Below are 25,129 nucleotides of genomic sequence, written 5' to 3'. Positions count from 1 at the left end.
TCCACTCGAATGAATGGAGTGGAGGTTGGCGCGCCAAGGTTCCTGCGGAGGGCCGGGACTGATTCAAGATTCATTGCGATAGAACTTGAATTCCCATGGCGGCAGGTTCTTCGCTGGTGGCCAAGCTGGTCGCGTCATGGGAGGCTGAACGTGCACCAGCCGGAGGAACGCATGGCCCAGATCGAGATCCCCCTGTCCAGCCGCAAGCGGATCGCCCTCGTCGCCCACGACCACAAGAAGCCCGAACTGCTCGAGTGGGTGCAGTTCAACAAGGCCCTGCTGCTCGAGCACGAGATCTACGCAACGGGCACCACGGGGACGCTCCTGGAGCAGATCCTGGGGCCGGACATCACCAAGCTCTTCAGTGGTCCGCTGGGGGGCGACCTGCAGATCGGCGCCAAGATCGCCGAGGGCGAGATCGACCTGCTGATCTTCTTCTGGGATCCCCTGGAGCCGGCGCCCCACGACCCCGACGTCAAGGCGCTCCTGCGCATCGCGGCGGTGTGGAACATCCCGGTGGCCTGCAACCGCTGCTCGGCGGACTTCATCATCAGCTCACCGCTGATGACGGCTGGGTACACGCGCCTGGTGCCCGACTACAAGGCGCACCGGGACCGGCTCAAGGCGGAAGGCTAGGGGTTTTGTTTCCACGCCGGCCGCGCCTGGGCATCCGCCACGGCCCGGCCCAGCTCCAGGATGAACTGCGCCTGCTGCACCATGCCCCGCAGGTCCCAGGCGGGGTCGTAGCGGTCCGTGGTGCGGTGGTAGACGCCCAGGTAGGAGAGGCCCTTGGCCCGGGAGGCCTCGGGGTTCTCCAGGTAGTCCCGCTGGCCGGCGAGGCTGAAGCCGGGGCTCAGGGCGGGGATGCCGGCCTTGGCGAAGGGGTAGTGGTCGCTGCGGAAGTAGAGGCCCTGGGTGTCGGGCTCGGGCTTGCGAAGGGTCATGCCCATGGAGGCGGCGACGGTGCGGCCCAGGTCCAGGAGGGTGCTGCGCTCGCCGCCCAGGAACTCGATGTCGCGGCTGGGGCCCACCCAGTTGAGGCTCTCGAAGTTCAGGTCGGCCACGGTCTTCGCCAGGGGCCACAGGGGCTGGCGCACGTAGCCCTCGGCGCCCAGGAGGCCCTGCTCCTCGCCGCAGGTGAACAGGTAGAGCTGGGTGCGCCGCGTGGGCCGGCCCACGGAGGCCTGGGCCAGGGCCAGCAGGGAGGCCACGGCGGAAGCGTTGTCCACGGCGCCGTTGAAGATGCGGCCGTCCTGGATGCCCAGGTGGTCCCAGTGGGCGGAGAAGACCACGGCCTCGTCCTTGAGGTCGGTGCCGGGGAGGAGCGCGGCGACGTTGTACTGGGGGAAGGTGCGCACGGCGCTTTCCAGGCGGGCCTTGGCGGTGAGGTCCAAGGGCACGGGGCGGAACTCGCGGGTGGCGGCGGATTGGCGCAGGGCGTCCAGGTCCTGGCCCCCGGCCTTGGCCAGGCGCCGCGCGAAGGCCTCGGTGACCCAGCCCTCCAGGGGCGCCAGGCGGGGGCCGGAGGCCACCATGAACTTCTCGCCCTGGAACCCCGCCGTCACCACGGACCAGCTGTAGGTGGCCGAGGCGTCGGTGTGCACCAGGAGGACCCCGGCGGCGCCCTTGCGCGCGGCCTCCTCGAATTTCGTCGTCCAGCGGCCATGGCGGCTCAGGCTTTCGCCTTCGAAGAGGCCGGGTTCCGCGGCGGTGGGAGGCGGTTCGTTCACGAGCATGAGCAGGAGCTTCCCGCGGCAGTCCACGCCCTTGTAGTCGTCCCACCGCTCCCCTGGGGCGTCGATGCCGAAGCCCACGAAGAGCACGGGGGCCTCGAAGGCGGTCTCGGGCACGCCCTGGCCGGTGGTGGCCACCACGTCCTGGAAGAACGCCGGGGCGAGTTCGCCGCCGGGGCCGCGGAAGGTGATGGCGCTCCTGGCCGGGAGCGTCTTCGCGCCCAGCACGTCGATGCGCTGGCGGTAGCTGGCGCCGTTGGCGGGGGCCAGGCCCAGGGCGCGCACCTGCGCCTCCAGGTAGGCCACGGCCAGGTCGCCGCCGCGCTGCCCGGTGCCGCGGCCCTCCAGGAGGTCGTCGGCCAGGAAGGCCAGGTGGGCGCGGATGGGGGCTTCCTGCACCTTGGGGGCGCCCCCGTGCAGGAGGGTGAAGGCGAGGAGGGCGGGAAGGGGGGAACGCATGGTCACAGGGGCCAGGGGCCCGCTCCCTGGCGCAGGAGCACGGGCTCGTCCCCGGTGAGGTCCACCACCGTGGAGGCCAGGCCCGCGGGATCGCCGCAGTCCACCACCAGGTCCAGGAGGTACCCCAGGGCCTCCTGGATCTCCCAGGAGGTCGTCAGCGGCTCCTCGCCGGAGACGTTGCAGCTGGTGGTGATGATGGGTTCGTTCACGAGGCGCGTGATGGCCCGGCAGAAGGTGTGGTCGGGGATGCGCAGGCCCACGGTGCGCTTGCTCTGGAGGTAGCGCGGCACTTCGTGGCTGCAGGGCAGCACGGCGGTGTAGGGGCCCGGGAACATCTGCTTGAGGATGCGGAAGGTGGGGGTGTCCAGGTGGCGGGTGTAGCGGCAGAGCATCTCCATGTCCGCGCAGAGGATGGACATGGGCTTCTTGGGGTCGCGGCCCTTCATGGACTGGATGCGGTCCACGGCCTTCTTGCGGGACACCAGGCAGCCCAGGCCGTACAGCGTGTCGGTGGGGTACGCGATGACGCCGTCCCGGGAGAGGACCTCGGCCACCTGGTCCAGGTGGCGCTGCTGGGGATTCTTGGGGTGGAGGGAGAGGATCATGATGGTTCCAGGTTATCCCATCGGGCCCGTCCCGCGCTGGGATGGCGATCGGGGCGCTGGAAGAACCGCTCGGCCAGGGCCGGATCCAGCTCCCCCGCGGCGCCGTCGCGGCGGGCCTTGAGGGCGAGCAGGGCCACCACGGTGAGGCTGTCGGTGATCTCGCCGGTGAGGACCCGCTGGACGCAGTGTTCGAAGGGTTCCCGGAGACAGGTGAGCTCCTCGGTGTCCTCGGGCCCGTGGGCGCCGCCGGAGGGCGCCAGGTCCCGGGCGAGGAAAAGGAAGGTCTCCTCGTCCGTGCTGGAGTTGCTGGTGTGGAAGAAGGCCAGGGGCTGCCATTCCGCCGCCTCCAGGCCGGCCTCCTCCGCCAGCTCCCGGCGGATGGTCTCGAAGGGGCTCTCGTGGGTTTCGCCGCCGCCCTCGGGCAGCTCCCAGGTGTAGGTTTCCAGGGGGTAGCGCCACTGGCCCACCAGGACGACGCGGTCCTGGTCGTCCAGGGCAAGGACCCCGCAGGCGGTGCGCCGGAAGCCACAGACGGCGTAAAGGCACCGGCCGCCCGAACGATGCTCGGCCCGGTCCTCCCGCAGGCGGATCCAGGGGGAGTCGTAGAGGAGCTTGCGATCCGTCACGCGGTACGGGTTGGGGTCTGCGGGGACGGGAAGGGGCGGGAGGCTCACGGGGTTCCCTGAATGAACAAGCGCCCGCTGCGGGAGCGGGCGCTTGTGCGTGGTCGGATCGGTCAGGACTAGCGGCGCAGGCCCAGGCGCTCGATGAGCGAGCTGTAGCGGGCCTTGTCCTTGCGGCGGAGGTAGTCCAGCAGGCGACGGCGCTGGCCGACCATGATCATGAGGCCGCGGCGGCTGTGGTAGTCCTTGGCGTGCACCTTGAAGTGCTCGGTCAGGTCGTTGATGCGCTTGGTGAGGATGGCCACCTGGACCTCGGGCGAACCGGTGTCGGTGTCGTGCTGCTTGTAATCCTCGATGATGATCTTCTTCTGTTCCACGTTCAGGGCCATCGTCGGCTCCTTTTGGGGTGAGTTCCCGTCACCTGTGGACCAGCCCCGAGCCGGCTCCAAGGTCGAGTCCGGAGATCCCCGGACGGTGTCAAGATTGGTGCGGATAAAGGGACTCGAACCCCCACGACCTTGCGATCACTAGCACCTGAAGCTAGCGCGTCTACCAATTCCGCCATATCCGCAATTCTGCGCTGTCCCCCCTCGAGAGTCCATTTGTGCGCGAAACATAATCGTAGCCTGGGTCAGTGCCGGGATCAAGCACCAATTTCATCCCGGGTTCACCACTGCCGGTACGGGACCCCGTTCGACCCGGTCCCGGGGGCCAGGCTGTAGACGTCGTACACGTTCCCGCCGCCCCAGCTGGAGCTGGTGGGGTCGTCGATAATGGAGCGCATGCCCCACTCGGCCTTGCCCGTGAAGGGATCCACGGGGATGCGGCGCAGGAAGCGGGTCTTGCCGATCTTGCCGGTGACGGGCACCCCCTCCACCAGGCTCTCCAGGGTTTCCGGATACCCGTTGTTCTCGGGGGGCGGCGACTTGATCTTGTTGCCGTCGGCGGCGGCCTTGTAGGCGTCGATGGCCAGGCGCATCTCGCGCAGGTCGCGGCGCAGTTCCAGCTCCCGCTGCCGGCGCACCCCGTTGCGCGCCATGGGGACCACCGCCGAGGCGAGGATCACCAGGACCGTGGCGGTCACCAGCATCTCCAGGAGCGTGAAGCCGCGCTGGCGCAGGGTCATTGGATGGTCACCAGGGAATTCACGTAGCGCGCCGGGATGGGGTTGGTGCCGACGAGGTACTTGCCGTCCTGGATCATCACCGTGGCCTTGCCGGGTTCCAGGGCCTCGAGCTCGATCACCGCGAAGGTGCCGCTGTCCGTGGCGCCCGAGGCGCGGTTGAAGGTGAGCAGGAGGACGCCGTCCTTGGACGCGCCCTGGGAGAGGGCGCCGCCCTCGCCGGTGAGGAAGTCCCCGGCGTTCACGGAGAGCACCTTGAGGCGCGGATCCACCTGGAGGGTCATGGTTCCGGAGGTGAGTCCCTGGGCCCCGCTGGCGAAGAGGTTCAGCGAAAGGCGCTGGCCCTTGGTGGCCTCGGTGGAGAGCGGCGACATGAAGAACACCAGGGAGGATGTGGCGTCGGCCATGGGGGCCGGCGCGGCTTCCTTGGGGGCCTCGGCGGCCTTGCCGGGGGCCGGTGCGGGGACAGGTGCGGTGACGGGGGCCGGCGCCTGGGCCGCGGCCGGGGCGGGGGTCTGGCTGGGAGCCTGGGCGGGGGCCGCGGCGGGGCCCTCGGGCGCCCTGGGGGTGGCCTTGGCCGTGGGCGCGGAGGTCTCGTCCTGGAGGCCCGAGGGAAGCGGCTTGCGGTCGGGCTTGGGCGCGAAGGGCTTGGCGGCGCCGGGGGCCTGGTCGGGGTCGAAGGGGCCGAAGTCCTCCTCGCCCAGGTCGGGCTTGCGCACGATGACCGCGCGCAGGGTCAGCAGGACGTCGGTGCGGCTCTTGTTCTTCTGGTTGCTGCCCAGGAGCTTGCCCAGGATGGGGATGTCGGTGACGCCCCAGATGCCCTGGAGGCTCTTGGTCTCGTCCTCCTTCAGGAGGCCGCCGAACACGGCGGTCTCGCCGTCCCGGAGCCGGGCCGAGGTCTTGATGATGCGCTGGCCCAGGTCGGGGCGGCCCTGGGTGGAGCCGGCCTTGAGCGTCTTGACCTCGGACTCCAGGTCCACGGTGATGTCGCCGTTGAAGTGGACGCGGGGTTTCACGGTGATCTTCACGCCCACGTCCTCGTAGCTGTACTGGGTCTGGGTGGCGAGGGTCCCGCCCAGGCTGGCCAGGGCCGAGGCCGCGGTGGTGCCGGCGGTGGTGCCGGTGGTGGTGCCGCCCAGGCTGGACTGGGTGGTGCTGATCTTCTCGCCGATGTTGACGAAGCCGGTCTCACCGGAGATCACCCGCACGTTGGGGCTCGCCAGCAGCTTGCCTTCGCCGCTGCTCTTGAGGGCGTCCAGCGCCAGGGGCGCGAACAGGAAGTTCAGGTTGGATTTGGAGATGCGGATGCCCCCGGTGTTGGAGTTGAAGCCGGAGGTGGTGTTGCTGGTGATGGCGCCGATGCGGTAGATGCCGGAATTGGCGCTGGGGTCGGTGAGGTTGGCGGTGGGCAGGAGACCCACCTGCTCCTTGGCGGTCTCGCTCACCTCCACCAGTTCGAGGTAGACCACCACTTCGGCCTTGGCCTTGTCGAGCTGGGCGACGATGTGCTGGGCGATGGAGAGGTCCGTGGCCTTGGCCTGCACGGTGATGGCGTTGAGCCGCTTGTCGACGAAAACCCGCATGGTGGGCAGGATGGCGTTGAAGATCGACCGCACCGCGTCCACCTCGGCGTTGGAGAGGTAGAAGGTCTGGATGAGCTTGTTCTCGTAGTCGGTGAGGTTCTGGGGGCTCTTCTTGAACACCATGATGGTGTTGGGGTCGAGCACCTTGTAGAACAGGTCGCTCTGGAGCATCAGGGTGTCGAGCACCCGCTGGAAGGAGAGCCCGCGCAGGTCCACGGAGACGCTGGGGTCCTGGGCGCTGGCGGAGCTGTGGAGGATGATGTTGACGCCCGACGTCTTGCTGAGCTGCATGAAGATCTCGCGCAGGCTCGTCTTGCGGGTGAAGTTCAGGTCCATGCCCTCCAGGGAGCGGGGGTTGATGGGCAGGGCGGGCTTGGCCTCGGCGCGCTGGCGGGCCTCCTCGACGCTGCCTTCCTTCTCCTCCGCGGCGCGCTGGCGGGCCGCGGCCTCCTCCAGGCGGTTCATCCAGTCCACGGCCACCTGGTTGGAGGGGTCCAGCACCACGGCCGAGGCCACCTCGCGGCGCACCTCGTCCTCCCGGCCGCGCTTCTTGGCCTCCCGGGCCTTGACCAGGTGGGCCTCCGCGGCCAGCGGCGCGGTCTTGCGGAAGCCGATCTTGGCCTGGATGTTGCCGGGATCCTTGTTGAGGATCTGGCGGTACTGCGCGAGCGCCTCCTCGTACTTGCCCTCGTCGAAGGAGGCCTGGGCCTTGTGGAGGGCGCAGCCCAGGGCGAAAACAAGGGACACCGTGACCGCGAGGGTCCTGGCCAGGTGGTCGAGGGTGGGTCGCAGGGTTCGCATCGTTTCCTTCCGGTGGATTTCAGAATTCATTGGCCGGCCCCGTGCCGGAGGCGCCGCGGGGATCCACGGCGTCGATCCGGAACTTGATGTCCCCGAACTTCACGTTCTGGAATTCGGCGGAGGCCTCGGTGACCTTGACCAGCCGCCACTGCGGGTTGAACAGTTCGCCCTGCTTGAGGGTGAGAGGCTCGTCGCCCTTCATGAACGCCCCCAGGCGCCCGGATTTCTTCGTGCCCAGGTAGCCCAGGAAGCGGAGCCCCTGGGGCTTGCTCCCCGACTGCTGGGCCCGGTCCGCGGCCAGGGCCTGGGCCGCGAGCTGCTCGGCGGTGGGGGGCGGCGGCGGCGGGGGCGGGGGGGGCGGAGGCGGCGGCGGGGGCTGGGGCCCCTCGAACAGGAAGAGGTCGCGCAGCATGCGGTCTTCCGTGGGCAGCTCCCCGGCCTTGTCCAGCTTGGCCAGGTCAGGCAGCTTCTGGAGCTCCCGGGCCTGGCGGTCGCCCAGGGCCACGGCGGCGGCGCGCCGGGCCTCGACGCCCTTGGGGGCGGCGGCCGGGGTGGAGGTCGGCCACAGGTACCAGATCATCAGGGCCAGCGCCGCCAGGGCGGCCTGCACCCGGCGGTTGGACTTGAGGTCCTGCAGCATGGCCTTGGCATTGGTGCCATTGATGCCTTTGATGCCCTTGGTTTCCTTGCCGGGCGCGCTCATGCTCCCTCCCCGGGTTCCAGCGCGGCGCCCGGCGCCTGGCGGAAGGCTCTCAGGATAACCGTCAGGTGGGCCCCTTCGGGGCTCTCGTCCAGCTTGGCGCTCACCACCGCGAAGGGCAGGCGGCTGCCCTCCAGGGCGAGCATGTAGGTCTTCAGGCCCTTGAACACCCCCGTGAGGGTGAACTCCACGTCCACGGCCTCCAGCAGGCTGCCCTTGGCGCCTTCCCGGCTGGGCGCGCCGTACTTCACGGACACCAGGCGCACCCCGTGCTTCTGGGCGAGTTCGAAGAGCGTCTGGCTGAGCTTCCAATGCAGCTGTCCCACGCTCTCGGCGGGCATGGTGCGCAGGAGCTCGTCCAGCGCCTTGCGGTCGGCCCGGATGCGCTCGGCCTCGGCCTGGTAGGCCTTGAGGTCGGCGTTCTTGCGCTCCAGGTCGCGGGTGGCGTCCTGGGCGGCCTTGAGGCTGCGGCCGCGGCGCTGGGACGCGTCGGGCAGCACGAACAGCAGGATGGCCAGACCCACCACGGCCATGGCGCCGCCGCCCATGAGCCGGAGGGTGCTGGAACGGAGCGGCGCGATCATTCCTCACCTCCGCCGGAGGGCCGTGGGCGGGATCTGGGGGGTCTGGGGACCCGCACCGGGGAGGCGTCCAGAGGGTTCTCCCGGCTCGTGAGGCCCTGGTCGACGGTGGGGGGCCGAAGGGGCGGGCGTTGGATGAATCCCGGGCGCGGAACGGCGGGAACGGGGGAGGCCGGGGCGGGCCGCTGCACGGCCGGGGCGGGCCTGGCGGCGGCCGCCGCGGGTTTTGGCGCTGCCGCAGCGGTCTTGGGCGTCTTGGGCTGCGGACCGAACTTGGGCAGGGGCTTGTAGGGCGGCGGAACCGAAAGGACGGCCAGGGTGTATTCGAAGTCGACCCCTCCGCCCTGGCGGTCCGATTCCCGCTCGAGGATCACCTGCTCGAAGAAGGGGTTCTTCTGGATGGACTCCACCAGGGCGGCCTCCGCATCCCGGGTGCGGGCTTCGCCCCGGACCTTCACCTGCACCTTCTGGTCGGCGCCGCGGGTGCGCTGCAGGGACTTCAGCCGCACGTCGGGCACCATGCTGCGCTCGAGTTCGGCGGTGAGCCGGGACCAGGGCAGGCTTCGTTCGGTGAAGATGCGTTCGGCCAGGCGCCACCGGGGCAGTTCCTTGGCCACGTCCACGGAGCGGAGCTCGTCCATGACCTTGCGCTGGGAATCCTCGATGAGCCGGGTGCGGGCGTTGGTGGCCACGGTGAGCTTGCCGGCCCTGGAGGCCTGCTGGTAGGCCCTCAGGGTGAAGCCCAGGGCGCCGGCCAGCACCAGGCCGCCCGCGGCCAGGACCGCCCAACCGATGACGGCGTGGTTGAGGCGCCACAGGGTGCTGGGGGGGGCGAGGTCGAGCTTGAGTGTGGGGACGGCCATCAGAGCGCCTCCTGGGCCGGGATTTCGGGCTGGAGGATCCGGGTGGGAAGGGTGCAGTCGGGCCAGGCGGAGGCCCCCCACACCAGGACTTCCTGCGGCGACCGGGAATCCCGCTGGAGGTAGGCGGAGGAGGGGAGCACCCGCTCCTGGATCCAGGCCTCGGCGGTGGCGGGCTCCGTCCACTGCCGCAGGAGGGCGAGGTTGCGCCCCCAGGAGGCCAGGGTGCCGGTGTAGGCGTCGGGACCGGCGGGGCAGAGGGACAGGAGCATGCCGGGGACCTCACGGCTGGAGGCCAGACGGTTGTACAGCCAGAGCCAGCGGGGAATGAGGCTGCGCATGGGCCGGCCCAGGGTGAGGCACGCCTGGATCCAGCTCTCCCGGGTCTCCTCGGCGATGCCGGCCAGGAGCCAGGCGTTCTCGCCCAGGTCCAGGGCCTGCACGGACTGCGGGGCCTCCAGGGCCAGGCTCTGGTTGAACCTCCATTTGAAGAAGGCTTCCCGGGCCTCGGAACCGGCGGGAATCTCCACGATGTCCCGGATCAGGAGCGAGGGGATCCAGGCGTCGTCCACCACCCAGTGGGTGGGGCCGGGAGGCAGGCCCTCGAGCGCCATGAGCAGCACGTCCTGGGTGACGGGGCCCGATAGGCTCCGGGACTGCCCTCCGGCGTGGATGCGGTGGGGTTCCAGCCACACCATGGACGCCGTCTTGTTCCCCAGGGCCATGGCGCTCATCGTCCCCGCCCCCCATGGGCAGGGCTGGCGGCAGGGGGATTGGTTCCACGGTTCTTGGGCAAGGGAACTCCGGCTCAGGGCAAATCGACCCCCCATAGTATCGCCGGGGTTGGTGATTCCCAAGGGCGGGGACGGCCCCCGGCCTTTTTTCCTACCAGCGGCGGTACGCGATGCCATTGGCCCCCTTGCCGGGGGCCAGGCTGTGGACGTCGAAGACATCCCCGCCGCCCCAGGTGGCGCTGGCGGGATCGTCGGCCATGGAACGAAGGCCCCACGTGGCCTCGCCGGTGAAGGGATCGGTGGGGATGCGGCGGAGGAACCGGACCTTCTTCCGGGCGCCGGGCACCGTCACCCCCTCCACCAGGGCCTCCAGGGACCCCGGGTAGCCGTCGTTGGCCGGCGGGGGCCCCTGGGCCCGGTTCTGGAGCGCGACCGCCCTGTATGCGTCGATGGCCCCGCGAAGCTCCTGGAGCGCCCGGCGGAGGTGCAGCTCGCGGTCCCGGCGCACCTTGTTCAGGGTCAGGGGCAGGATTCCGGCCGCGAACGCGGCGACCACCGTGGCGGTCACGGCCATTTCGAGAAGGGTGAAGCCGAGGCGCTTACGGGCGCGGGTCATGGCGCGGGTTCGGCCGCGGGGGGCCGGGATTCCTCCCGCAGGCCCGGCGGCAGGGGCGGGGGCTCGGGCCTGGGCGCGAAGGGCTTGATGGCGGTGGAGGTCTGGTCGGGGTCGAAGGGGGTGAAGTCCGACTCGCCCAGGTCGGGCTTGCGCACGATCACCGCGCGCAGGGTGAGGATCACGTCGGTGCGGCTCTTGTCCTTGCGGTTGTTGCCGAAGAGCTTTCCCAGGATGGGCAGGTCGGTGATGCCCCAGACGCCCTGGAGGCTCCGGGTCTCGTCCTCCTTGAGGAGGCCGCCGAAGATCGCGGTCTCGCCGTCCCGGAGCCGGGCCGACGTCTTGATGATGCGCTGGCCCAGGTCGGGCCGGCCCGGGGTGGATCCGGCCTTGAGGGTCTTGACCGTGGACTCCAGGTCGATGGTGATGTCCCCGTTGAAGTGGACCCGGGGCTTCACCTTGATCTGGACGCCCACGTCCTCGTAGCTGTACTGGGTCTGGGTGGCGAGGTTGCCCCCGAGGGCGGCCAGGGCGTTGGTGGCCTGGGTGCCGGCCGAGGCCGCCGCGTTGCCCAGGCCGCCCAGTTGGGACTGGGTGGTGCTCACCTTCTCGCCGATGTTCACCTCGCCGGTCTCGCCCGAGACGACGCGGACGTTGGGGCTGGCCAGGAGCTTGCCCTCGCCGTTGGCCTTGAGCGCGTCCAGGGCCAGGGGGGCGAAGAGGAAGTTGAGGTTGGACTTCCGGATGCGCAGGCCGCCGGCGTTGGTGTTGAGGCCGCCGCTGGTGCTGGTGGTGATGGCGCCCACCCGGTAGATGCCCGCGCTCGCGCCCGGATCCGCGAGGTTGAGGGTGGGCAGGAGTCCCACCTGCTCCTTGGCGGTCTCGCTCACCTCCACCAGTTCCAGGTACACCACCACCTCGGCCTTGGCCTTGTCCAGCTGGCTGACGATGCGCTGGGCGATGGGCAGGTCCGAGGGCCGGGCCTGCACCGTGAGGGCATTGAGCCGCTTGTCCATGAAGACGCGCATCTGGGGCATGATCGCGTTGAAAATCTGGCGCACGCTGTCCACCTCGGCGTTGGAGAGGTAGAAGGTCTGGATGAGGCGGTTCTCGAATTCGTTGAGGTTCTGGGGGGTCTTCCGGAACACCATGATGCTGTTGGGGTCCAGCACCTTGTAGAACAGGTCGCTCTGGAGCATCAGGGTGTCGAGCACCTTCTGGAAGGGCAGCCCCCGCAGGTCCACCGAGACGCCCGGGTCCTGGGCGCTGGCGGAGCCGTGGAGTATGATGTTGACCCCCGAGGCCTTGCTCAGCTGCTGGAAGATCTCCTTCAGGCTGGTCTTGCGGGAGAAGTTCAGGTCCATCCCCTCCAGGGACCGCGGGTTGATGGGCAGGGCGGGCCGGGCCCCGGCGCGCTGCCGGGCCTCCTCGACGCTGCCTTCCTTCTCCGCCTTTTCCCGCTTCCGCGCCTCGTCCTCCTCCAGGCGGTTCATCCAGTCCACGGCCACCGCGTTGGCGGGGTCCAGGACCACGGCCGCGGCCACCTCGCGGCGCACCTCCTCGTCCCGGCCCTGCTTGCGGGCCTCCCGGGCCTTGACCAGGTGGGCCTCCGCGGCGAGGGGGGCCGTCCTGCGGAACCCGATGCGGGCCTGGATGTTCCCGGGGTCCTTGGCCAGGATCCTCCGGTACTGCTCCAGGGCCTCCTCGTACCGGCCTTCGTCGAAGGTGGCCTGGGCCTTGTGGATGGCGCAGCCCAGGGCCAGCGAGAGAACCAGGGCGGCCGCGAAGGCCTTCGTGAGGGTTTGGGGTGGCGTCATGCGCATCGCTTCCTTCCGGCTGGTTCAGAATTCGTTGGACGTTGAGCGGGCCGCCGGGCCCCGGGCCTCGACGGCTTCAATGCGGTGCTTGAGGTCGGCGAACCTCACGTTCTGGAACTCGGCGGCCGCGTCCGTGACCCGCACCAGGCGCCACCGGGGGTCGATGAGCCGGCCCTGGGCGAGGACCAGGGGCTCCTCGCCCTTCATGAAGGCCCCCAGCCGCCCGGATTCCGCGTTGCCCAGGTACCCCAGGAAACGGAGCTGGGGCCTGGACGCGGTTTCCCGGGCGCGCTCCGCGGCGAGCTGGCTGGCCGCGAGTTCCTCAGGGGTCGGGGGAGGTGGAGGCTTGACGGGTCCAGGGGGCCGCGGCGGCGGCGGGGGCGCCTCGAAGAGGAAGATGTCCCGCGCCATGGGCTCCGCCGAAGGCAGGTCCCCGGCCTGGGCCAGCGCGGACAGGTCCGGCAGCCTCTGGAGCTCCCGGGCCTGGCGGTTCCCGAGGGGCACGGCGGCGCGATGCGCAGGCTTCCTGGGCGGCTTGGCGGCGGGCCAAAGGAACCAGGCCATGGCGAGCAGGGCCGCCAGGGCCACCTGGACGCGGCGGTTGGATTTGAGATCCTGGAGCATGGACCGGGCGTCGGCGCCCTTGATGGACGGTTTCACGGTTCCTCCCCGGCAAGGCCCGGCGCGCGCCGGAAGGCCCTGAGCACCACCGTGAGGTGCGCGCCCTCGGGGGCCTCGTCCAGCTTGGCGCTGACCACGGCGAAGGGCAGCCTGCCGCCCTCCAGGGACAGCATGAAGGCCTTCAGGTCCTTGAAGATCCCGAACAGGATGAACTCCACGTCCACCGACTCCAGGGCGCTGCCCTTGGCCCCTTCCTTGGCGGGGGCGCCGTACTTCACGGAGACGAGGTTGACGCCGTGCTTCCCGGCCAGGTCGAAGAGACGCCCGCTGAGTTTCCAGTGGAGGTCCCCGACGCCCTCGGCGGGCATGTCGCCCAGGAGGTCGTCCAGGACCTTGCGGTCCACGCGGATGCGTTCGGCCTCCGCCTCGCTGGCCTTGAGCTCGTCCTCCTGGCGCTTCAGGTCCGCCATGGCCGTGAGTGCGGCCTTCTCGCTGGCCTGGCGGCGCCGGGAAGCGCCCGGCAGCGCGAAGACGAACACCCCCAGGGCCGCCAGGGCCAGGGCGGAGCCGGCGGCGGTGCGGATCGTGCTGGCCCGGAGCGTGGCAAGCATGCTCACTTCCCGGCCAGGGGGGCGTAAGGGAGCGGCACGGCTCGGGCGGCCAGGGCGTACTCGAAGTCCACGCCGCCCCCCTGGCGCTCGCTCTCGCGTTCCAGGACCACCTGCTCGAAGAACGCATTCGCCCGCAGGGCCTCCACGAAGCCGGCCTCGGCCTGCCGCGTGCGGGCCTCGCCCCGCACCTTGATCTGGACCTTCTGGTCCGCCCCCCGCGTGCGCTGGAGGGACCGCACCCGCACCCCCTCCACCAGGCTGCGTTCGAGTTCGGAGGTGAGGCGGGACCAGGGCAGGCTGCGCTCCGTGAGGATGCGTTCCGCCAGGCGCCACCGGGGCATCTCCCGGGCCACGTCCACGCTGCGCAGCTCGTCCAGCACGCGCCGGTTGGCGTCCTCGGACTGGCGGGCCCGCATGAGGGTGCGCGCGGCCTGCTGCCCGGACCTGGAAGCCTGGGCGTGGGCCCGCAGGGTGGCGACGGTCGAGGCCGCCAGCGCCAGGATCCCCGCGGCCAGGACGGTCCAGCCGATGGCGCCGTGGTTGAGCCGCCAGGGGGAACTGGGCGGGGCCATGTCGATCCGGAGCGCCGGGATGCTCATGGGAGGGTCTCCTTGGCGGGGATCTCCGGGGGAAGGATCCGGCAGGGGATCCCGCACCCGGGCCAGGCGGGGGCGCCCCACACCAGGAGCTCCTGGGGCGACCGGGACTCCCGGTGGAGGTAGGCGATGGACGGCAGCACCCGCTCCTGCACCCACACCTCGGGCGGGGCGGGGTCGTGCCACGGGCGCAGGAGGGCCAGGTGCCGCCCCCAGGCCGCGAGGGTCCCGGTGTAGGCGCCATCCCCGGCCGGGCACAGGGAAAGGAGCATCCCGGGCACCTCCCGGGAGGGGGCGAGGCGGTTGTACAGCCAGAGCCACCGGGGCAGAAGGCTCCGGATGGGCCGGCCCAGGGTCAGCGAGGCCTGCACCCAGTCCCCCCGCGTGGCCTCGGCGACACCCGTCAGGAGCCAGGCGTTGTCTTCCAGCGGGGCGGCCTGCACCGCCTGGGGGGCCTCCAGGGCCAGGCTCTGGGCGAACCGCCACCGGAAGAACGCCTCCCGGGCCTCGGTACCGGCGGGGAGCTCCACGATGTCGCGCAGGAGCACCGAGGGGATCCAGGCATCGTCCACCACCCACCGGGCCGGGCCCGGGGGGAGGTCCTGCAGGGCCATGACGAGGGTATCCACCGTCACGGAGCCCGAAAGGGCCCGGGCCTGCCCTCCGGCGTGGACGCGGTGGGGTTCCAGCCATACCATGGAAGCTTGTCCACCGCCTCGCCACATGACACCCCTCCTTTGGAATAAATATAAGCCTTAAATAATTCGGGCCAGTGGGAAGATGAGTCGGCCAACATCGCCAGGGTTGCGTGGCAAGCGGGTGTTTCGGAGAAGTTAATGGAGCGAATGGTTAGGTGGTTCCCGGGTTGAGAGGGTTCGATTGCGACTCATTGCATTAGAAGTTAATGGATTCAAGTCCTTCGCGGATCCCCAGAAGCTCAGCTTCCCGGTGGGGATGACGGCGGTGGTGGGTCCCAACGGATGTGGGAAATCCAACATCTCCGACGCCCTGGCCTGGGTCCTGGGGGAGCAGCGGGCCACCCTGCTGCGCGGTTCCGAAATGGCCGACGTGATCTTCGCCGGCACCGGCCAGCGCAAGCCCATGGGCATGGCCGAGGTCAAGCTGACCCTGGAGATGCCCGACCCCGCACTGCCCGGATCCGTGCGCGAGGTGATCGTCAGCCGCCGCCTCTACCGGGAAACCGGCAGCGAGTACCGCATCAACGGCCGGGAGTGCCGCCTCAAGGACGTGTCGGACCTGCTCATGGACACGGGCATGGGCACCCGGGCCTACTCCTTCATCCAGCAGGGCCAGATCGACCTCATCCTCTCGTCCAAGCCCAAGGACCGGCGCTCCCTCCTGGAGGAGGCCGCCGGCATCACCCGCTACAAGCTGCGCCGCACCGACGCCGAGCGCCGCCTGGAGGAGACCCGGGCCAATCTCCTGCGCCTGGACGACATCCTCTTCGAGCTGAACAAGCAGCAGGAGTCCCTCAAGCGCCAGGCCGCCAAGGCCCGCCGGGCCCAGGAGCTGGACGTGGCCATCAAGGCCACCCAGCGCATCCTCCTGGCCGGCAAGGCCACGGAGCTGGAGGAGGCCAAGGAGCGCATCCTGGAGAACCTCGACGCCCTGGAGCGGCGCATCGCCGCGCTGACGGCCCAGGCTTCGGAGAAGTCCTCGGAGGTGGAGGCCCTGCGCCTGGCCCTGGACGAGATGAACCACAAGCAGGAAAAGCGCGCCCGCGCCGTCATGGGGCTGGACCAGCGCCTGGGCCTCCTGGACCAGGACCGCGGCTTCCAGGGCGAGCGCATCCGCGATTCGGAGCAGGCCGCGGCCCTCCTCCAGGCCCGCCTGGAAGAGCTCGACGCGCGCTCCGGCGACACCGAGGCGGAAACGGCCCGGCTGCAGGAGGCCCTCCAGGCCGCCGAGGCCGCCCTGGCGGCGCGGGACGCCCTGGTGGCCGAGGCCGAGGAGGCCGTGGCCCTGGCCGGGGGCGCCCTGCGTCACATCGAGGGCGAGCTCAAGGACCTGCGGGCCCGGCGGGTGGAGGCCGAACGGGAGGCCCTGGCCGCCCAGCGGCGGCGCCAGGCCGTGCACCAGGAGATCGCCCAGCGCTCCGGGCGCCTGGATTCGCTCAACCACGAGGAGGCTATCCGCGCGCCGCGCCTGGAGACCCTGGAGGCCGAGGCCCTGCGCCTGGCCCGGGAGGAGGAAGGGGCCGCGGGCCGCCTGGAGCAGATGGAGGAGGCCGTCCAGGTGCAGGCCCGCATCCGCCAGGAGACCGCCGACGCCCACCGCGCCGCCGGCGCCGCGCTGCGGGAGGCCGAGGGCGCCCTGGAGGCCCAGGAGCTGCGCATGCGCCAGCTGGGCGATCTCCTGCGCGACGCGGCCGGGTCCGACGAGCAGCGCAAGGCCCTGGAGTGGCTCCGGGCCAGGGGCGTCCTGCCCACCTCCTTCGTGGACGCGGTCACCGTGGACGACGAACACCTCCCTGACCTGGAGCGGCTCCTGGGCGCCTGGATCCACACCGTCGACGTGGGCGGGGCCCCCGGCGCCTGGGAGGCCCCGGGCCAGCTCCTCTTCGGCGCCGGCGGCGCCGCGGACCCCGAGCCCGCGCCCGAAGGCGCCCTGTCCCTGCGCGACGCGGTGCGGTGGAAGCCGGGCCGGCCCCGGCCCCTGGAAGGGCTCCTGAACCGCGCCTTCACCTGCGGGGACGCGGAGCTCGCCGCCCTGGCCCAGGCCCACCCGGGGCTGGCCTTCGTGTCGCCGTCCCTGGTGAAGCTGCCCCACGGCCCCGTGCAGGCCGGCGTGGCCGCGCCCGCCGCGAGCCCCCTGAAGCTCCGGCACGAGTTCGAGGCCGCCAAGGCCGCCCGGGAGGAGGGCCTGGACCGGGTGGAGGCCCTGGAATCCGCGGCCAAGGCCGCCGACTACCGCATGCGGGAGGCCGCGGACCGCTTCAAGGAGATGGACGAGGACCACCTGTCCGCGCGGCGCGTGCTGGAGGACCTCAAGGGCCGCAGGGCCTCGGCCGCGGGCCAGCTGCGGGAGATCAAGGAGGCCCAGGAGCGCGCCGACGCCCAGTGGGAGCTCCTGGAAGCGGAGATCGCCACCCTGCAGGCGCAGCTGCGCGACCTGGAGGCCCCGGCGGAAAACCCCGAGGAGGCCGAACTGGTGGAGGCGGTGCACGCCGCCGAGGCCCGGCGCGCGGAGGCCCAGAAGGCCCTGGACGACCGGCGCGAGATCCTGGTGGAGGCTTCGCGCATGCGGGGCACCGCCTGGTCCGAGCGGGACGCCTCCCAGCGCCACCTGCAGCAGCTGCAGCGGGGCGTCTACGACCTGGAGGCCGAGAAGGGCCGCGTGCGGGCGGACATCGCCCTGAGCGCCGAGAAGGCGGACCAGGCCACCGCGCGCCTGGCGGAGCTGGAGGTGGAGACCAACCGCCTGCTGGGCGAGCGCCAGGAGCTGGTGGAGGAGCAGGGCGCCGCCCTGCCGGGCATCGAGAGCGCCCAGGAGTTCCTGCGGGTGCAGGAACGCAACGCGCGCGAACTGGGCCAGGCCCTGGAAAACGCCCGTCAGCTGCACCAGGAGTCCCTGCTCCAGGGCGCCCAGGTGCAGGGGAGCATGGAGGCCATGTCCCGGGAGATCGAGCTGGCGCTCGGCTTCACGGTGCCCGACTTCCTTGCGTCCATCACGGACGAGGAGAAGGAGGCCTGGTCCCTGGGCGAGCTGGTGCACCAGACGCGCATGCAGGAGCTGCAGGGCAAGCGCCTGGACCTGGGCGGCGTGAACCCGCTGGCCATCCAGGAACTGCAGGAGGCCGAGGACCGGCTGGCGTTCATGAACGAGCAGCGGCGCGACGTGACGGAGGCCATCGGGAACCTGGAATCCACCATTCGCGAGATCAACGCCACCAGCGAGGAGCGCTTCCGCGAGGCCTTCGAGTTCATCAACGCGCGGTTCCACGAGGTGTTCCGCGAGGCCTTCGGGGGCGGCGCGGCGACGCTGATCCTCCAGGACCCCAAGGACCTGCTGGAGTGCGGCATCGAGATCACCGCGCAGCCCCCCGGCAAGAGCGCCAAGGCCCTCACGCTGCTCAGCGGCGGCGAGAAGGCGCTCACCGCCATCTCGCTCCTGTTCGCCATCTTCCACTACAAGCCGAGCCCCTTCTGCGTGCTGGACGAGGTGGACGCGCCGCTGGACGAGGCCAACGTGGGGCGCTTCGCGGCCATGGTGCAGCGCATGAAGGAAGGCACCCAGTTCATCGTCATCACCCACCAGAAACCGACCATGATCGCGGCCGACACCCTCTATGGGGTGACCATGGAGGAGATGGGCGTATCCAGGCTCGTGAGCGTGCAGCTGCGGGAGGCGGCGCAGCTGGTTTGAAACGGTCATGGGATTGTCATGAACGGTTTGGCCCGCCTTCGGGTTGTCAACACGAAAGAAACCTGAAAGTGTGGAAAACTAATTGATGTTCGATTTATCCAACAGGTTGCATTCTTTTTGACTAAGTATTGAATGTAGGCGTGATGACCCATGCGGTCCCCCCGTCCCCCCCACCCGGGTTCCGGCGGATTGGGCTGGATTCCATGGGGTCCAGGCCGGAAATCCACAAGGTTTTCCACAGCGCTCCCCGGAACCGCCCGTGTGACCGTTTCGTAAACGGCCGGAAACACACTTGTTGCGGGGGTCCGCGGGGACTTTTCCGGTCCTTTTTTCCAGGGGGGGTTCAATTCCCTGCATTTTTCGCCTTGACGGGTCCCGGGGCCCGGGAACCCCCGCCCCGGTTACAGTCAATACATGGCCAAGGTCTCCTCCCACTACGAATGCACCGCCTGCGGGGCGCGCTTCCCCCAGCCCATGGGCAAGTGCGGCGCCTGCGGGGGTTTTGGAACCATCGAGGAAGTGCGGGGCGGCCTGAAGAAGGACCTCTCCCGGGCGCGGAGCGCCTTCTCCCAGAGCAGCTACCAGGATCCCGTGCCGCTGCTGTCGGTGGAGATCAGCGAAACCAGCCGCGCCGCCACGGGCCTTCCGGAACTGGACCGCGTGCTGGGGGGCGGCGTGGTGCCCGGGATGGTGGTGCTGCTGGGGGGCGAGCCCGGCATCGGCAAGTCCACCCTCGTGCTGCAGTGGGCCGCCACCTGCGGCGGGGACGTTCTCTACGCCAGCGGCGAGGAGAGCGAGCGCCAGATCAAGCTGCGCGCCCAGCGCCTGGGCGCCGAGAGTCCGGGCATCCACCTCTTCGCCGAAACCGACGTGCGCCGGATCCTGGAGGCCGCGGACCGCATGAAGCCCGCGCTGCTCCTGGTGGATTCCATCCAGACGCTCTTCGATCCCGAGTTCGAGTCCTCCGCGGGCTCCGTGAGCCAGGTGCGCGGGTGCGCCACGCTCCTGGCGCGCTGGGCCAAGAGCACCGGCACCCCGCTGGTGCTGGTGGGCCACGTCACCAAGGACGGCACCCTCGCCGGCCCCAAGGTGCTGGAGCACCTGGTGGACACCGTGCTGGCCTTCGAGGGGGACCGCCACCACCACCACCGCCTTCTGCGCGCCCTCAAGAACCGCTTCGGCGCGGCCTTCGAGCTGGGGGTCTTCGCCATGACCGAGCGCGGCCTCGTGCCCGCCGAGGGCAACCCCTTCTGGCTGGACGCCGAGCCCAGGCCGGGCTGCGCGGCCACCGTGGCGCTCTCCGGCACGCGCCCGGTGATCGTGGAGATCCAGGCCCTGGTGGCCTCCGCGGGCCTGGGCATTCCCAGGCGCACCGCGCTGGGCATCGACGGGCAGCGCCTCTCCATGCTCTGCGCCGTCGCCGAGCGCCGGGGCGGGGTGCAGCTCCACGACCGGGACGTCTACCTCAACGTGGCCGGCGGCCTCGAGGTGGAGGACCCGGCCGCGGACCTGGCCGTGATCGCCGCGCTCACCAGCAGCGCCACGGGCCGCGTGCTGGCGCCCCGGTGCCTGTTCCTGGGCGAGGTGGGGCTCACGGGCGAGGTGCGGCCCGTCTCGCAGCTGCCGCTGCGGCTGCAGGAGGGCGCCAGGCTGGGCTTCCACAGCGCCGCGGTGCCGCGCATGGGGCTGGACGTCGCGGCGTCCTCGCCCCTGGAGCTCTTCGCCGAGCTGGGCATGGAGCGCCTGAAGGGCAAGGCCTGGCTCATGGGGAGAACCGAAGGCCAGGACTGAAGTCACGAACCCCGGGCCGGGGCCTTCCCGGGGGCGGCGCGGCGGGCCGCAGCGGGTAGACTCGAGGCAGCGAGGGTTGCCCATGCGCTCCATGACCGCCTATGCCGAGACCGTCCTCCCCCTGGAAAGGGGGGCGCTGCGGCTCACGGTGCGCTCCGTGAACCACAAGGCTCTGGACATCTCCCTGCGCATCCACCCGTCCTTCTTCCCCCTGGAGGCCGCCATCCGGGCCCGGGTGCGCGAGGCCGCATTGCGCGGCAAGGTGGACCTGGCGGTGGAGGTCCAGGACGAGCCTTCCCTGGAGCCCCAGATCAACCGGTCCCTGCTGCGGTCCATGGCCAAGACCTGGCAGGAGGACGCCGAATGGCTTAATCTCCCGCCCCTTTCGGCCGAGGCCTTCTTCCGGCTGCCGGGCGCCTGGCTGCCGCCCTCCGCGGACCTGGCCGAGCGCCTGGAGGGCTCCATCCTGGAAGCCCTGGACACCCTGTTGAAGCTGTGGAACCAGGGGCGCGAGAAGGAAGGCGAGCGTCTCCTGCCCGCCTTCCAGGACGGCGCCGCCCGCCTGGAGGCCCTGTGCGCCGCCCTCCAGGCCGAGAGCGAAGCCCAGGCCCGGGAACTGCCCGAGTTGTACCGCAAGCGCCTGGAGCAGGTGCTGGAGGACGCCCGTCTGTCCGGGCAGTTGCCGGCCGAGCGCGTCATCGCCGAGGCGGGCGCCCTGGCCCTGCGGGAGGACGTGCGGGAGGAGCTCGTTCGCCTGGCCTCCCACCTGGACGACTTCCGGGAGCGCCTGCGCAAGGGGAACCTGGGGGGCAAGGCCCTGGACGTGTGGAGCCAGGAGGTGCTGAGGGAACTCAACACCTGCGGTTCCAAGTGCAAGCGCCTGGCCATGACCCGGGCGGTCATGGAGGCCAAGGGCGTCCTGGACCAGATCCGCGAGCAGGGCGCGAACCTGGAATAAGAGAGGTCACGACCGGGGTTCGAGGTCTTCGGGAACGTCCACCAGGATGGGTTCCTCGATGCGCCCCAGGCGGCTCAGGTGCCGCAGGCGCTCCAGTTGGATCAGGGAGAGCCGGGTGCCCGCGGGGATGAGGATCATGCCGTCCGGGTTGAGCACGTCGGCCATGAGGAGCATGCCGGGGGCCAGGTTCTCGATGTCCAGGAGGCGATGGCTGGCTTCAGGCTCGGCCGCCGGGTCGGCGCCCAGCAGGCCACCGAGGGCCGCCAGCACGGCCGGGTCGTAGGCGCCCTTCTTCAGGCGGAGCTGCTCGAAGACCACGTTGCGGGAGCGGCGCAGGCGCAATCCCTCCACGAAATCCGTGGCCACCCGGAGGATCCGGGACTCCAGGGGGAGGTCCTCCCCCCGGGTGCCGTCCATGGGGTAACCCTCGCCGTCGTAGTCCTTGGCCGAATACAGGATGATGCGGGAAACCGATTTGAGCCGGGGGATGTTGGCCACCATGCGGGAGCCCACCTCGGGCACCGTGCGGAAGGCCTCCTGCTCCTGCACGGTCAGGCGCTCGCCCCGGGCCACCTTGGCCTGGACGTCCACGGGGATGGCCAGGCGTCCGATGGGCGCCAGCAGGGCCGCCAGGCCCAGGTCCCAGGGGTTGCGGATGCCCATGCGGCCGGCCATCTTCAGGGCATATTCCCGCAGGAGCTGGCTCCGCCCGAAGATCTTGGCGTCGAAGACGGAAAGCAGGTCCACCAGGGTCTGGACGCTGCCCGTGAGGGTCTGCTCCAGGAGGATCCGCTCGCCGGTGACCAGGTCGTACTGCCGGATGCCGGCCTCCAGCACCTCGGCCATGCTCTCCTCGTCGCAGGGCTTGTTCAGGAACCGGAACACGTGGCCCTTGTTCACGGCCTCCATGGCGGTCTCCAGGTCCGCCTGGCCGGTGAGCATGATGCGGGAGGAATCCGGGGAGATGCGCTTGACCTCGGCGAGGAACTCCACCCCGTCCATGCCCGGCATGCGCATGTCGGCCACCACCGCCGCGAAGGGCAGGGAGGTGCGGATGAGTTCCAGGCCCTCGTCCCCGGTGGCCGCGGCGTGGAAGTCGAACCGCTTGCGGTAGGCCCGGCCGAAGGCGGCGGTGAGGAAGGGGTCGTCGTCCACGAAAAGGATTCTGGCGAGCATGGGGACTCCGGTCATTCGGGGAGAGGGTTGTCCAGGAAGGCCTTCCAGCGTCCCGGGCGGTGGGGGTCGCCGTAGGCCAGGATCCGTTCGTCGGCGCGCCCGTCCTGGAAGAGGTCCGCCGCGCCTTCCATGAACCCGTCGGCCGCGTAGAGCGCGAGGCCGGCGGGGAAGCCGTCCGATGGGAGGGCGGGGGCGTGGTGCTCCCGGATGCGCCGGCAGAATTCCGGGGGCAGGCCCCAGAGGCTCAGGAGCTGGGCACCCACGTGGGGGTGGTCGGTGCCGTACAGCCGGCGTTCGGCGGCCACCAGGCCCTGGGCGGAGGTCTCGGTGACGCGGCGGTAGTCCGCCGCCGGGTCCAGGGCCAGGATCACCCGGCCGATGTCGTGGAGGAGGCCCAGGGAATAGGCGTCCTCCAGGACCGCGGGCCGCTGGCCCTCGCCGGCGGCGATGGCCCGGGCGCCGTTGGCCACGCCCTGGGAATGCCGCCAGAGGGCGTCCATGTCCAGGCCCGCGGGGGAGAGGGCCTGGAGGGCCTCCATGGCGCCCCGCACCAGGACGACGGTCTTGACGGTCTCCAGGCCCAGCATGCTGATGGCCTGGCCCAGGTCGGTGACCCGCCGCTCCAGGGAGAAATAGGCGGAGTTGACCAGCTTGAGCAGCTTGGAGGCGATGCCCAGGTCCGAATGGACCAGGGCCACCAGGGCGGGCACCGGGGGGTCCTCGGCCGACAGCAGGGTCCGGATCCGGCCGTAGATGGCCGGCAGGCTCGGGATGGACTTGAGGCCGGAGACGAACTTCCGGGCCTGCTCCTCCAGGCTCCCGGCCTCGCCCAGCGCCAGCTCCTCCAGGAAGCCCACCAGGATCTCCGGGTCCAGGGGCTTGGCCAGGAACCGGTGGAAGTGGCCCTCGGCGGCCTCCATGAGATCCACCCGGGGCTGGCCCGAGAGGACGACGCGCAGGGTGGAGGGCCAGGCGTCGTGCACCTCCCGCAGGAGGGCGGCGCCGTCCATGCCGGCCATGAGGAGCTCGGTCACGATGATGTCGAAGGGCTCGCTCCGCAACAGGGCCAGGGCCTCCGGGCCGGAGCCGGCCAGGGCGATGCGCCAGGTGGGCCTCTCCATGCGCATGGACCGCCGGAAGGCCTCCAGGAGCATGGGCTCGTCGTCCACCAGCAGGATCCGCATCAGGCCTCCCTGGGCAATTGGATGACGAACGTGGTCCCCACGCCGGGTACCGTTTCGAAAAAGATCTTCCCACGGTGGAGGTTGACGATGTTCTGGTAGCAGATGGTAAGGCCCTGGCCGGTGCCCTTGCCCACGGCCTTGGTGGTGAAGAAGGGCTCGAAGACCTTGGCCTGGTGCTCCGGCGGGATGCCGCCCCCCGTGTCCCGCACCCGGACCTCCACCTGGTCCTCCCGGCTCCGGGTGGAAAGGGTGATGGTACCCATGCCCCCCCGCTCCCCGATGGCGTGGGCGGCGTTCACGATGAGGTTGAGCAGCACCTGGCTGAGCTCGGCGGCGTGGCCACGCACGGCGGGAAGTCCCTCCTCCAGGTCCAGGTCGAGGGTCGCGACGTACTTCCACTCGTTGGCCGACAGGGTCGCGGCGCTTCCGGCGATGCGGTTCAGGTCCAGGAAGGTGGCCTCCTTGACCCCGGGGTGGGTGAACTCCTTCATGGCGCGCACGATGCGGGCCACGCGCCCCACGCCGTCCAGGGAATCCTGGAACACCTGGGGGAGCTCGGCGCGCAGGTAGGCCAGGTCGGCGTCCTCCTCCGCCGCCCGCAGGCGCGGATCGGGGCCCAGGGCCTCCCGGTAGAGGTCCAGGAGGCCGTTGAGCTGGGCGAAAGCCTTCTTCATGAGGGCCAGGTTGAGGGTCACGAACTGGATGGGGGTGTTGATCTCGTGGGCGATGCCCGAAGCCAGCTGGCCCACGGACTCCAGCTTCTGGGCGTGGCGCAGGCTGACCTCCAGGGTGGCGCGCTCCTCCTCGGCCCGCCTGCGCTCGGTCACGTCCCGGGCCACCACCAGCCCCTGGCGGGCGTCCCCGTCGCCGAACCGGGCCGTGCGGGCCTCCAGCACCCGGTACGAACCGTCCCGGTGGCGCAGGCGGAATTCCAGGGCTGGGGCGGTATCCGTGGCGAAAAGGTCCCGGAGGGCCTGCCCCACGCGCGGAAGGTCCTCGGGGTGGAGGGCATCCTCCAGGCCGGGGCTGGGTTCCCCGGGCCCGTAGCCCAGGATCCGCGCGTAGGAAGGACTGGTGAAGGTCCGGCGCCCCTGGTCGTCCACGATGGCCAGGACGTCCATCACGTTCTCTGTGATGGCCTGGAGGAGCACCTCGGACCGGCGCAGCCGGCGTTCTGTGGTCATGCGCTCCCGGGACTGGCGCGCCACCCGCAGGAGGGTCTGGTCGTCCCAGGAGCCCTTGACGAAGTGGTCCTGGGCGCCGTTGCGCAGCACCTCGGTGGACAGGTCCTCGTCGGAGTCGGCGGTCATCACCACCACCGAGGCCGTGGGGTTGGCCCGGCGCACCTGCCTGAGGGTCTCCAGGCCCCGGGAGTCGGGCAGGTTCAGGTCCACCAGGACCAGGTCCAGGTCCCGGCCGGCCAGGAGCGGCAGCGCCGTGGCCAGGTCCGGGGCCGTCAGGCACGCGCTTCCCGGCTCCCGGGCGCGGAAGAGGTGCGCGACCTGGGCCAGCCACGAGCGGTCGTCCTCGATGACGAGAATCCTGGAAGCTGGGGATTCCGGCTGCATGAT

Annotated in this window: 23 protein-coding genes and 1 tRNA gene; 4 read left to right on the top strand and 20 right to left on the bottom strand. The window is 70.6% G+C overall.

Going from position 1 to position 25,129, the window contains the following annotated elements; translation table 11 throughout:
* The first annotated feature begins 171 nt into the window (after positions 1-171).
* Positions 172-636: a methylglyoxal synthase gene (locus ACZ5LB_RS06685; protein WP_464606295.1), complete on the top strand. Its 465-nt coding sequence runs from the start codon at positions 172-174 to the stop codon at positions 634-636.
* Here ACZ5LB_RS06685 and ACZ5LB_RS06680 read toward each other — a convergent pair.
* The 17 genes from ACZ5LB_RS06680 to ACZ5LB_RS06600 form a co-directional block, all read right to left on the bottom strand.
* Entirely contained in the window at positions 633-2,192 is a 1,560-nt protein-coding gene (locus ACZ5LB_RS06680; RefSeq protein ID WP_464605405.1) for a M28 family peptidase, read from the bottom strand. The genes ACZ5LB_RS06685 and ACZ5LB_RS06680 overlap by 4 nt on opposite strands.
* 2 nt (positions 2,193-2,194) lie before the next feature.
* The gene (locus tag ACZ5LB_RS06675) at positions 2,195-2,797 is read right to left on the bottom strand and encodes an L-threonylcarbamoyladenylate synthase (protein ID WP_464605404.1); all 603 of its coding nucleotides are present in this window, start codon (positions 2,795-2,797) and stop codon (positions 2,195-2,197) included.
* Complete coding sequence (locus ACZ5LB_RS06670; protein ID WP_464605403.1) at positions 2,794-3,471, bottom strand: NUDIX domain-containing protein; 678 nt, start codon at positions 3,469-3,471, stop codon at positions 2,794-2,796. Before ACZ5LB_RS06670 ends, ACZ5LB_RS06675 begins: the two co-directional genes overlap by 4 nt.
* 68 nt (positions 3,472-3,539) lie before the next feature.
* The gene (gene rpsO, locus ACZ5LB_RS06665) at positions 3,540-3,809 is read right to left on the bottom strand and encodes a 30S ribosomal protein S15 (protein ID WP_464605402.1); all 270 of its coding nucleotides are present in this window, start codon (positions 3,807-3,809) and stop codon (positions 3,540-3,542) included.
* 95 nt (positions 3,810-3,904) lie between these two features.
* Positions 3,905-3,991 (bottom strand) — tRNA-Leu (locus ACZ5LB_RS06660).
* Positions 3,992-4,087: 96 nt separating this feature from the next.
* Positions 4,088-4,546: a type II secretion system protein gene (locus tag ACZ5LB_RS06655; protein ID WP_464605401.1), complete on the bottom strand. Its 459-nt coding sequence runs from the start codon at positions 4,544-4,546 to the stop codon at positions 4,088-4,090.
* The gene (locus tag ACZ5LB_RS06650; RefSeq protein WP_464605400.1) at positions 4,543-6,930 is read right to left on the bottom strand and encodes a secretin N-terminal domain-containing protein; all 2,388 of its coding nucleotides are present in this window, start codon (positions 6,928-6,930) and stop codon (positions 4,543-4,545) included. The genes ACZ5LB_RS06655 and ACZ5LB_RS06650 overlap by 4 nt, the downstream gene beginning before the upstream one ends.
* 19 nt (positions 6,931-6,949) lie before the next feature.
* Complete coding sequence (locus ACZ5LB_RS06645) at positions 6,950-7,633, bottom strand: hypothetical protein (RefSeq protein ID WP_464605399.1); 684 nt, start codon at positions 7,631-7,633, stop codon at positions 6,950-6,952.
* Positions 7,630-8,214 (bottom strand): hypothetical protein, encoded by a 585-nt coding sequence (locus ACZ5LB_RS06640; protein WP_464605398.1) that lies wholly within the window; start codon positions 8,212-8,214, stop codon positions 7,630-7,632. Before ACZ5LB_RS06640 ends, ACZ5LB_RS06645 begins: the two co-directional genes overlap by 4 nt.
* The gene (locus ACZ5LB_RS06635; RefSeq protein WP_464605397.1) at positions 8,211-9,074 is read right to left on the bottom strand and encodes a PilN domain-containing protein; all 864 of its coding nucleotides are present in this window, start codon (positions 9,072-9,074) and stop codon (positions 8,211-8,213) included. Before ACZ5LB_RS06635 ends, ACZ5LB_RS06640 begins: the two co-directional genes overlap by 4 nt.
* Positions 9,074-9,805, bottom strand: a complete 732-nt coding sequence (locus ACZ5LB_RS06630) for a hypothetical protein (protein WP_464605396.1) — start codon at positions 9,803-9,805, stop codon at positions 9,074-9,076. The genes ACZ5LB_RS06635 and ACZ5LB_RS06630 overlap by 1 nt, the downstream gene beginning before the upstream one ends.
* A gap of 151 nt (positions 9,806-9,956) precedes the next feature.
* Positions 9,957-10,421: a type II secretion system protein gene (locus ACZ5LB_RS06625; protein WP_464605395.1), complete on the bottom strand. Its 465-nt coding sequence runs from the start codon at positions 10,419-10,421 to the stop codon at positions 9,957-9,959.
* A complete protein-coding gene (locus ACZ5LB_RS06620) occupies positions 10,418-12,235 on the bottom strand; it encodes a secretin N-terminal domain-containing protein (RefSeq protein ID WP_464605394.1) in 1,818 nt (605 codons plus the stop codon). Before ACZ5LB_RS06620 ends, ACZ5LB_RS06625 begins: the two co-directional genes overlap by 4 nt.
* A 24-nt stretch (positions 12,236-12,259) precedes the next feature.
* Positions 12,260-12,895: a hypothetical protein gene (locus ACZ5LB_RS06615; RefSeq protein WP_464605393.1), complete on the bottom strand. Its 636-nt coding sequence runs from the start codon at positions 12,893-12,895 to the stop codon at positions 12,260-12,262.
* Entirely contained in the window at positions 12,892-13,467 is a 576-nt protein-coding gene (locus tag ACZ5LB_RS06610; protein ID WP_464605392.1) for a hypothetical protein, read from the bottom strand. The genes ACZ5LB_RS06615 and ACZ5LB_RS06610 overlap by 4 nt, the downstream gene beginning before the upstream one ends.
* Positions 13,468-13,469: 2 nt before the next feature.
* Positions 13,470-14,066, bottom strand: a complete 597-nt coding sequence (locus tag ACZ5LB_RS06605; protein WP_464605391.1) for a PilN domain-containing protein — start codon at positions 14,064-14,066, stop codon at positions 13,470-13,472.
* Positions 14,063-14,761: a hypothetical protein gene (locus tag ACZ5LB_RS06600; RefSeq protein WP_464605390.1), complete on the bottom strand. Its 699-nt coding sequence runs from the start codon at positions 14,759-14,761 to the stop codon at positions 14,063-14,065. The genes ACZ5LB_RS06605 and ACZ5LB_RS06600 overlap by 4 nt, the downstream gene beginning before the upstream one ends.
* Positions 14,762-14,942: 181 nt before the next feature.
* Here ACZ5LB_RS06600 and smc point away from each other — a divergent pair, with 181 nt between their 5' ends.
* The 3 genes from smc to ACZ5LB_RS06585 all read left to right on the top strand — a co-directional run bounded on the left by smc (position 14,943) and on the right by ACZ5LB_RS06585 (position 21,198).
* Positions 14,943-18,449 carry a chromosome segregation protein SMC gene (gene smc, locus ACZ5LB_RS06595; RefSeq protein ID WP_464605389.1) on the top strand — a complete coding sequence of 1,169 codons (3,507 nt, stop codon included), beginning with the start codon at positions 14,943-14,945 and terminating at the stop codon, positions 18,447-18,449.
* Positions 18,450-18,863: 414 nt separating this feature from the next.
* Complete coding sequence (radA, locus tag ACZ5LB_RS06590) at positions 18,864-20,240, top strand: DNA repair protein RadA (protein ID WP_464605388.1); 1,377 nt, start codon at positions 18,864-18,866, stop codon at positions 20,238-20,240.
* 82 nt (positions 20,241-20,322) lie between these two features.
* Entirely contained in the window at positions 20,323-21,198 is an 876-nt protein-coding gene (locus tag ACZ5LB_RS06585; RefSeq protein WP_464605387.1) for a YicC family protein, read from the top strand.
* Positions 21,199-21,204: 6 nt separating this feature from the next.
* Here ACZ5LB_RS06585 and ACZ5LB_RS06580 read toward each other — a convergent pair whose 3' ends face one another.
* From ACZ5LB_RS06580 to ACZ5LB_RS06570, 3 genes are read right to left on the bottom strand one after another with little or no spacing between them, the layout of a single operon-like run.
* Complete coding sequence (locus ACZ5LB_RS06580) at positions 21,205-22,374, bottom strand: HD domain-containing phosphohydrolase (protein WP_464605386.1); 1,170 nt, start codon at positions 22,372-22,374, stop codon at positions 21,205-21,207.
* A gap of 11 nt (positions 22,375-22,385) precedes the next feature.
* Positions 22,386-23,558 (bottom strand): HDOD domain-containing protein, encoded by a 1,173-nt coding sequence (locus ACZ5LB_RS06575; RefSeq protein WP_464605385.1) that lies wholly within the window; start codon positions 23,556-23,558, stop codon positions 22,386-22,388.
* Complete coding sequence (locus ACZ5LB_RS06570; protein WP_464605384.1) at positions 23,558-25,126, bottom strand: sensor histidine kinase; 1,569 nt, start codon at positions 25,124-25,126, stop codon at positions 23,558-23,560. Before ACZ5LB_RS06570 ends, ACZ5LB_RS06575 begins: the two co-directional genes overlap by 1 nt.
* Positions 25,127-25,129 lie beyond the last annotated feature (3 nt).

Source organism: Mesoterricola sp. MK458, from assembly GCF_055384935.1.
The sequence above is the reverse complement of the archived record's forward strand: the minus strand, read 5'-3'. Positions and strand labels throughout refer to the sequence as shown.

Coding starts and splice junctions, on each gene's coding strand:
- ACZ5LB_RS06685 (WP_464606295.1), top strand. CDS start 172: ATGGCCCAGATCGAGATCCCCCTGTCCAGCCGCAAGCGGATCGCCCTC.
- ACZ5LB_RS06680 (WP_464605405.1), bottom strand. CDS start 2,192: ATGCGTTCCCCCCTTCCCGCCCTCCTCGCCTTCACCCTCCTGCACGGG.
- ACZ5LB_RS06675 (WP_464605404.1), bottom strand. CDS start 2,797: ATGATCCTCTCCCTCCACCCCAAGAATCCCCAGCAGCGCCACCTGGAC.
- rpsO (WP_464605402.1), bottom strand. CDS start 3,809: ATGGCCCTGAACGTGGAACAGAAGAAGATCATCATCGAGGATTACAAG.
- ACZ5LB_RS06655 (WP_464605401.1), bottom strand. CDS start 4,546: ATGACCCTGCGCCAGCGCGGCTTCACGCTCCTGGAGATGCTGGTGACC.
- ACZ5LB_RS06650 (WP_464605400.1), bottom strand. CDS start 6,930: ATGCGAACCCTGCGACCCACCCTCGACCACCTGGCCAGGACCCTCGCG.
- ACZ5LB_RS06645 (WP_464605399.1), bottom strand. CDS start 7,633: ATGAGCGCGCCCGGCAAGGAAACCAAGGGCATCAAAGGCATCAATGGC.
- ACZ5LB_RS06640 (WP_464605398.1), bottom strand. CDS start 8,214: ATGATCGCGCCGCTCCGTTCCAGCACCCTCCGGCTCATGGGCGGCGGC.
- ACZ5LB_RS06635 (WP_464605397.1), bottom strand. CDS start 9,074: ATGGCCGTCCCCACACTCAAGCTCGACCTCGCCCCCCCCAGCACCCTG.
- ACZ5LB_RS06630 (WP_464605396.1), bottom strand. CDS start 9,805: ATGAGCGCCATGGCCCTGGGGAACAAGACGGCGTCCATGGTGTGGCTG.
- ACZ5LB_RS06625 (WP_464605395.1), bottom strand. CDS start 10,421: ATGACCCGCGCCCGTAAGCGCCTCGGCTTCACCCTTCTCGAAATGGCC.
- ACZ5LB_RS06620 (WP_464605394.1), bottom strand. CDS start 12,235: ATGACGCCACCCCAAACCCTCACGAAGGCCTTCGCGGCCGCCCTGGTT.
- ACZ5LB_RS06610 (WP_464605392.1), bottom strand. CDS start 13,467: ATGCTTGCCACGCTCCGGGCCAGCACGATCCGCACCGCCGCCGGCTCC.
- ACZ5LB_RS06605 (WP_464605391.1), bottom strand. CDS start 14,066: ATGAGCATCCCGGCGCTCCGGATCGACATGGCCCCGCCCAGTTCCCCC.
- ACZ5LB_RS06600 (WP_464605390.1), bottom strand. CDS start 14,761: ATGGTATGGCTGGAACCCCACCGCGTCCACGCCGGAGGGCAGGCCCGG.
- radA (WP_464605388.1), top strand. CDS start 18,864: ATGGCCAAGGTCTCCTCCCACTACGAATGCACCGCCTGCGGGGCGCGC.
- ACZ5LB_RS06585 (WP_464605387.1), top strand. CDS start 20,323: ATGCGCTCCATGACCGCCTATGCCGAGACCGTCCTCCCCCTGGAAAGG.
- ACZ5LB_RS06580 (WP_464605386.1), bottom strand. CDS start 22,374: ATGCTCGCCAGAATCCTTTTCGTGGACGACGACCCCTTCCTCACCGCC.
- ACZ5LB_RS06575 (WP_464605385.1), bottom strand. CDS start 23,558: ATGCGGATCCTGCTGGTGGACGACGAGCCCATGCTCCTGGAGGCCTTC.
- ACZ5LB_RS06570 (WP_464605384.1), bottom strand. CDS start 25,126: ATGCAGCCGGAATCCCCAGCTTCCAGGATTCTCGTCATCGAGGACGAC.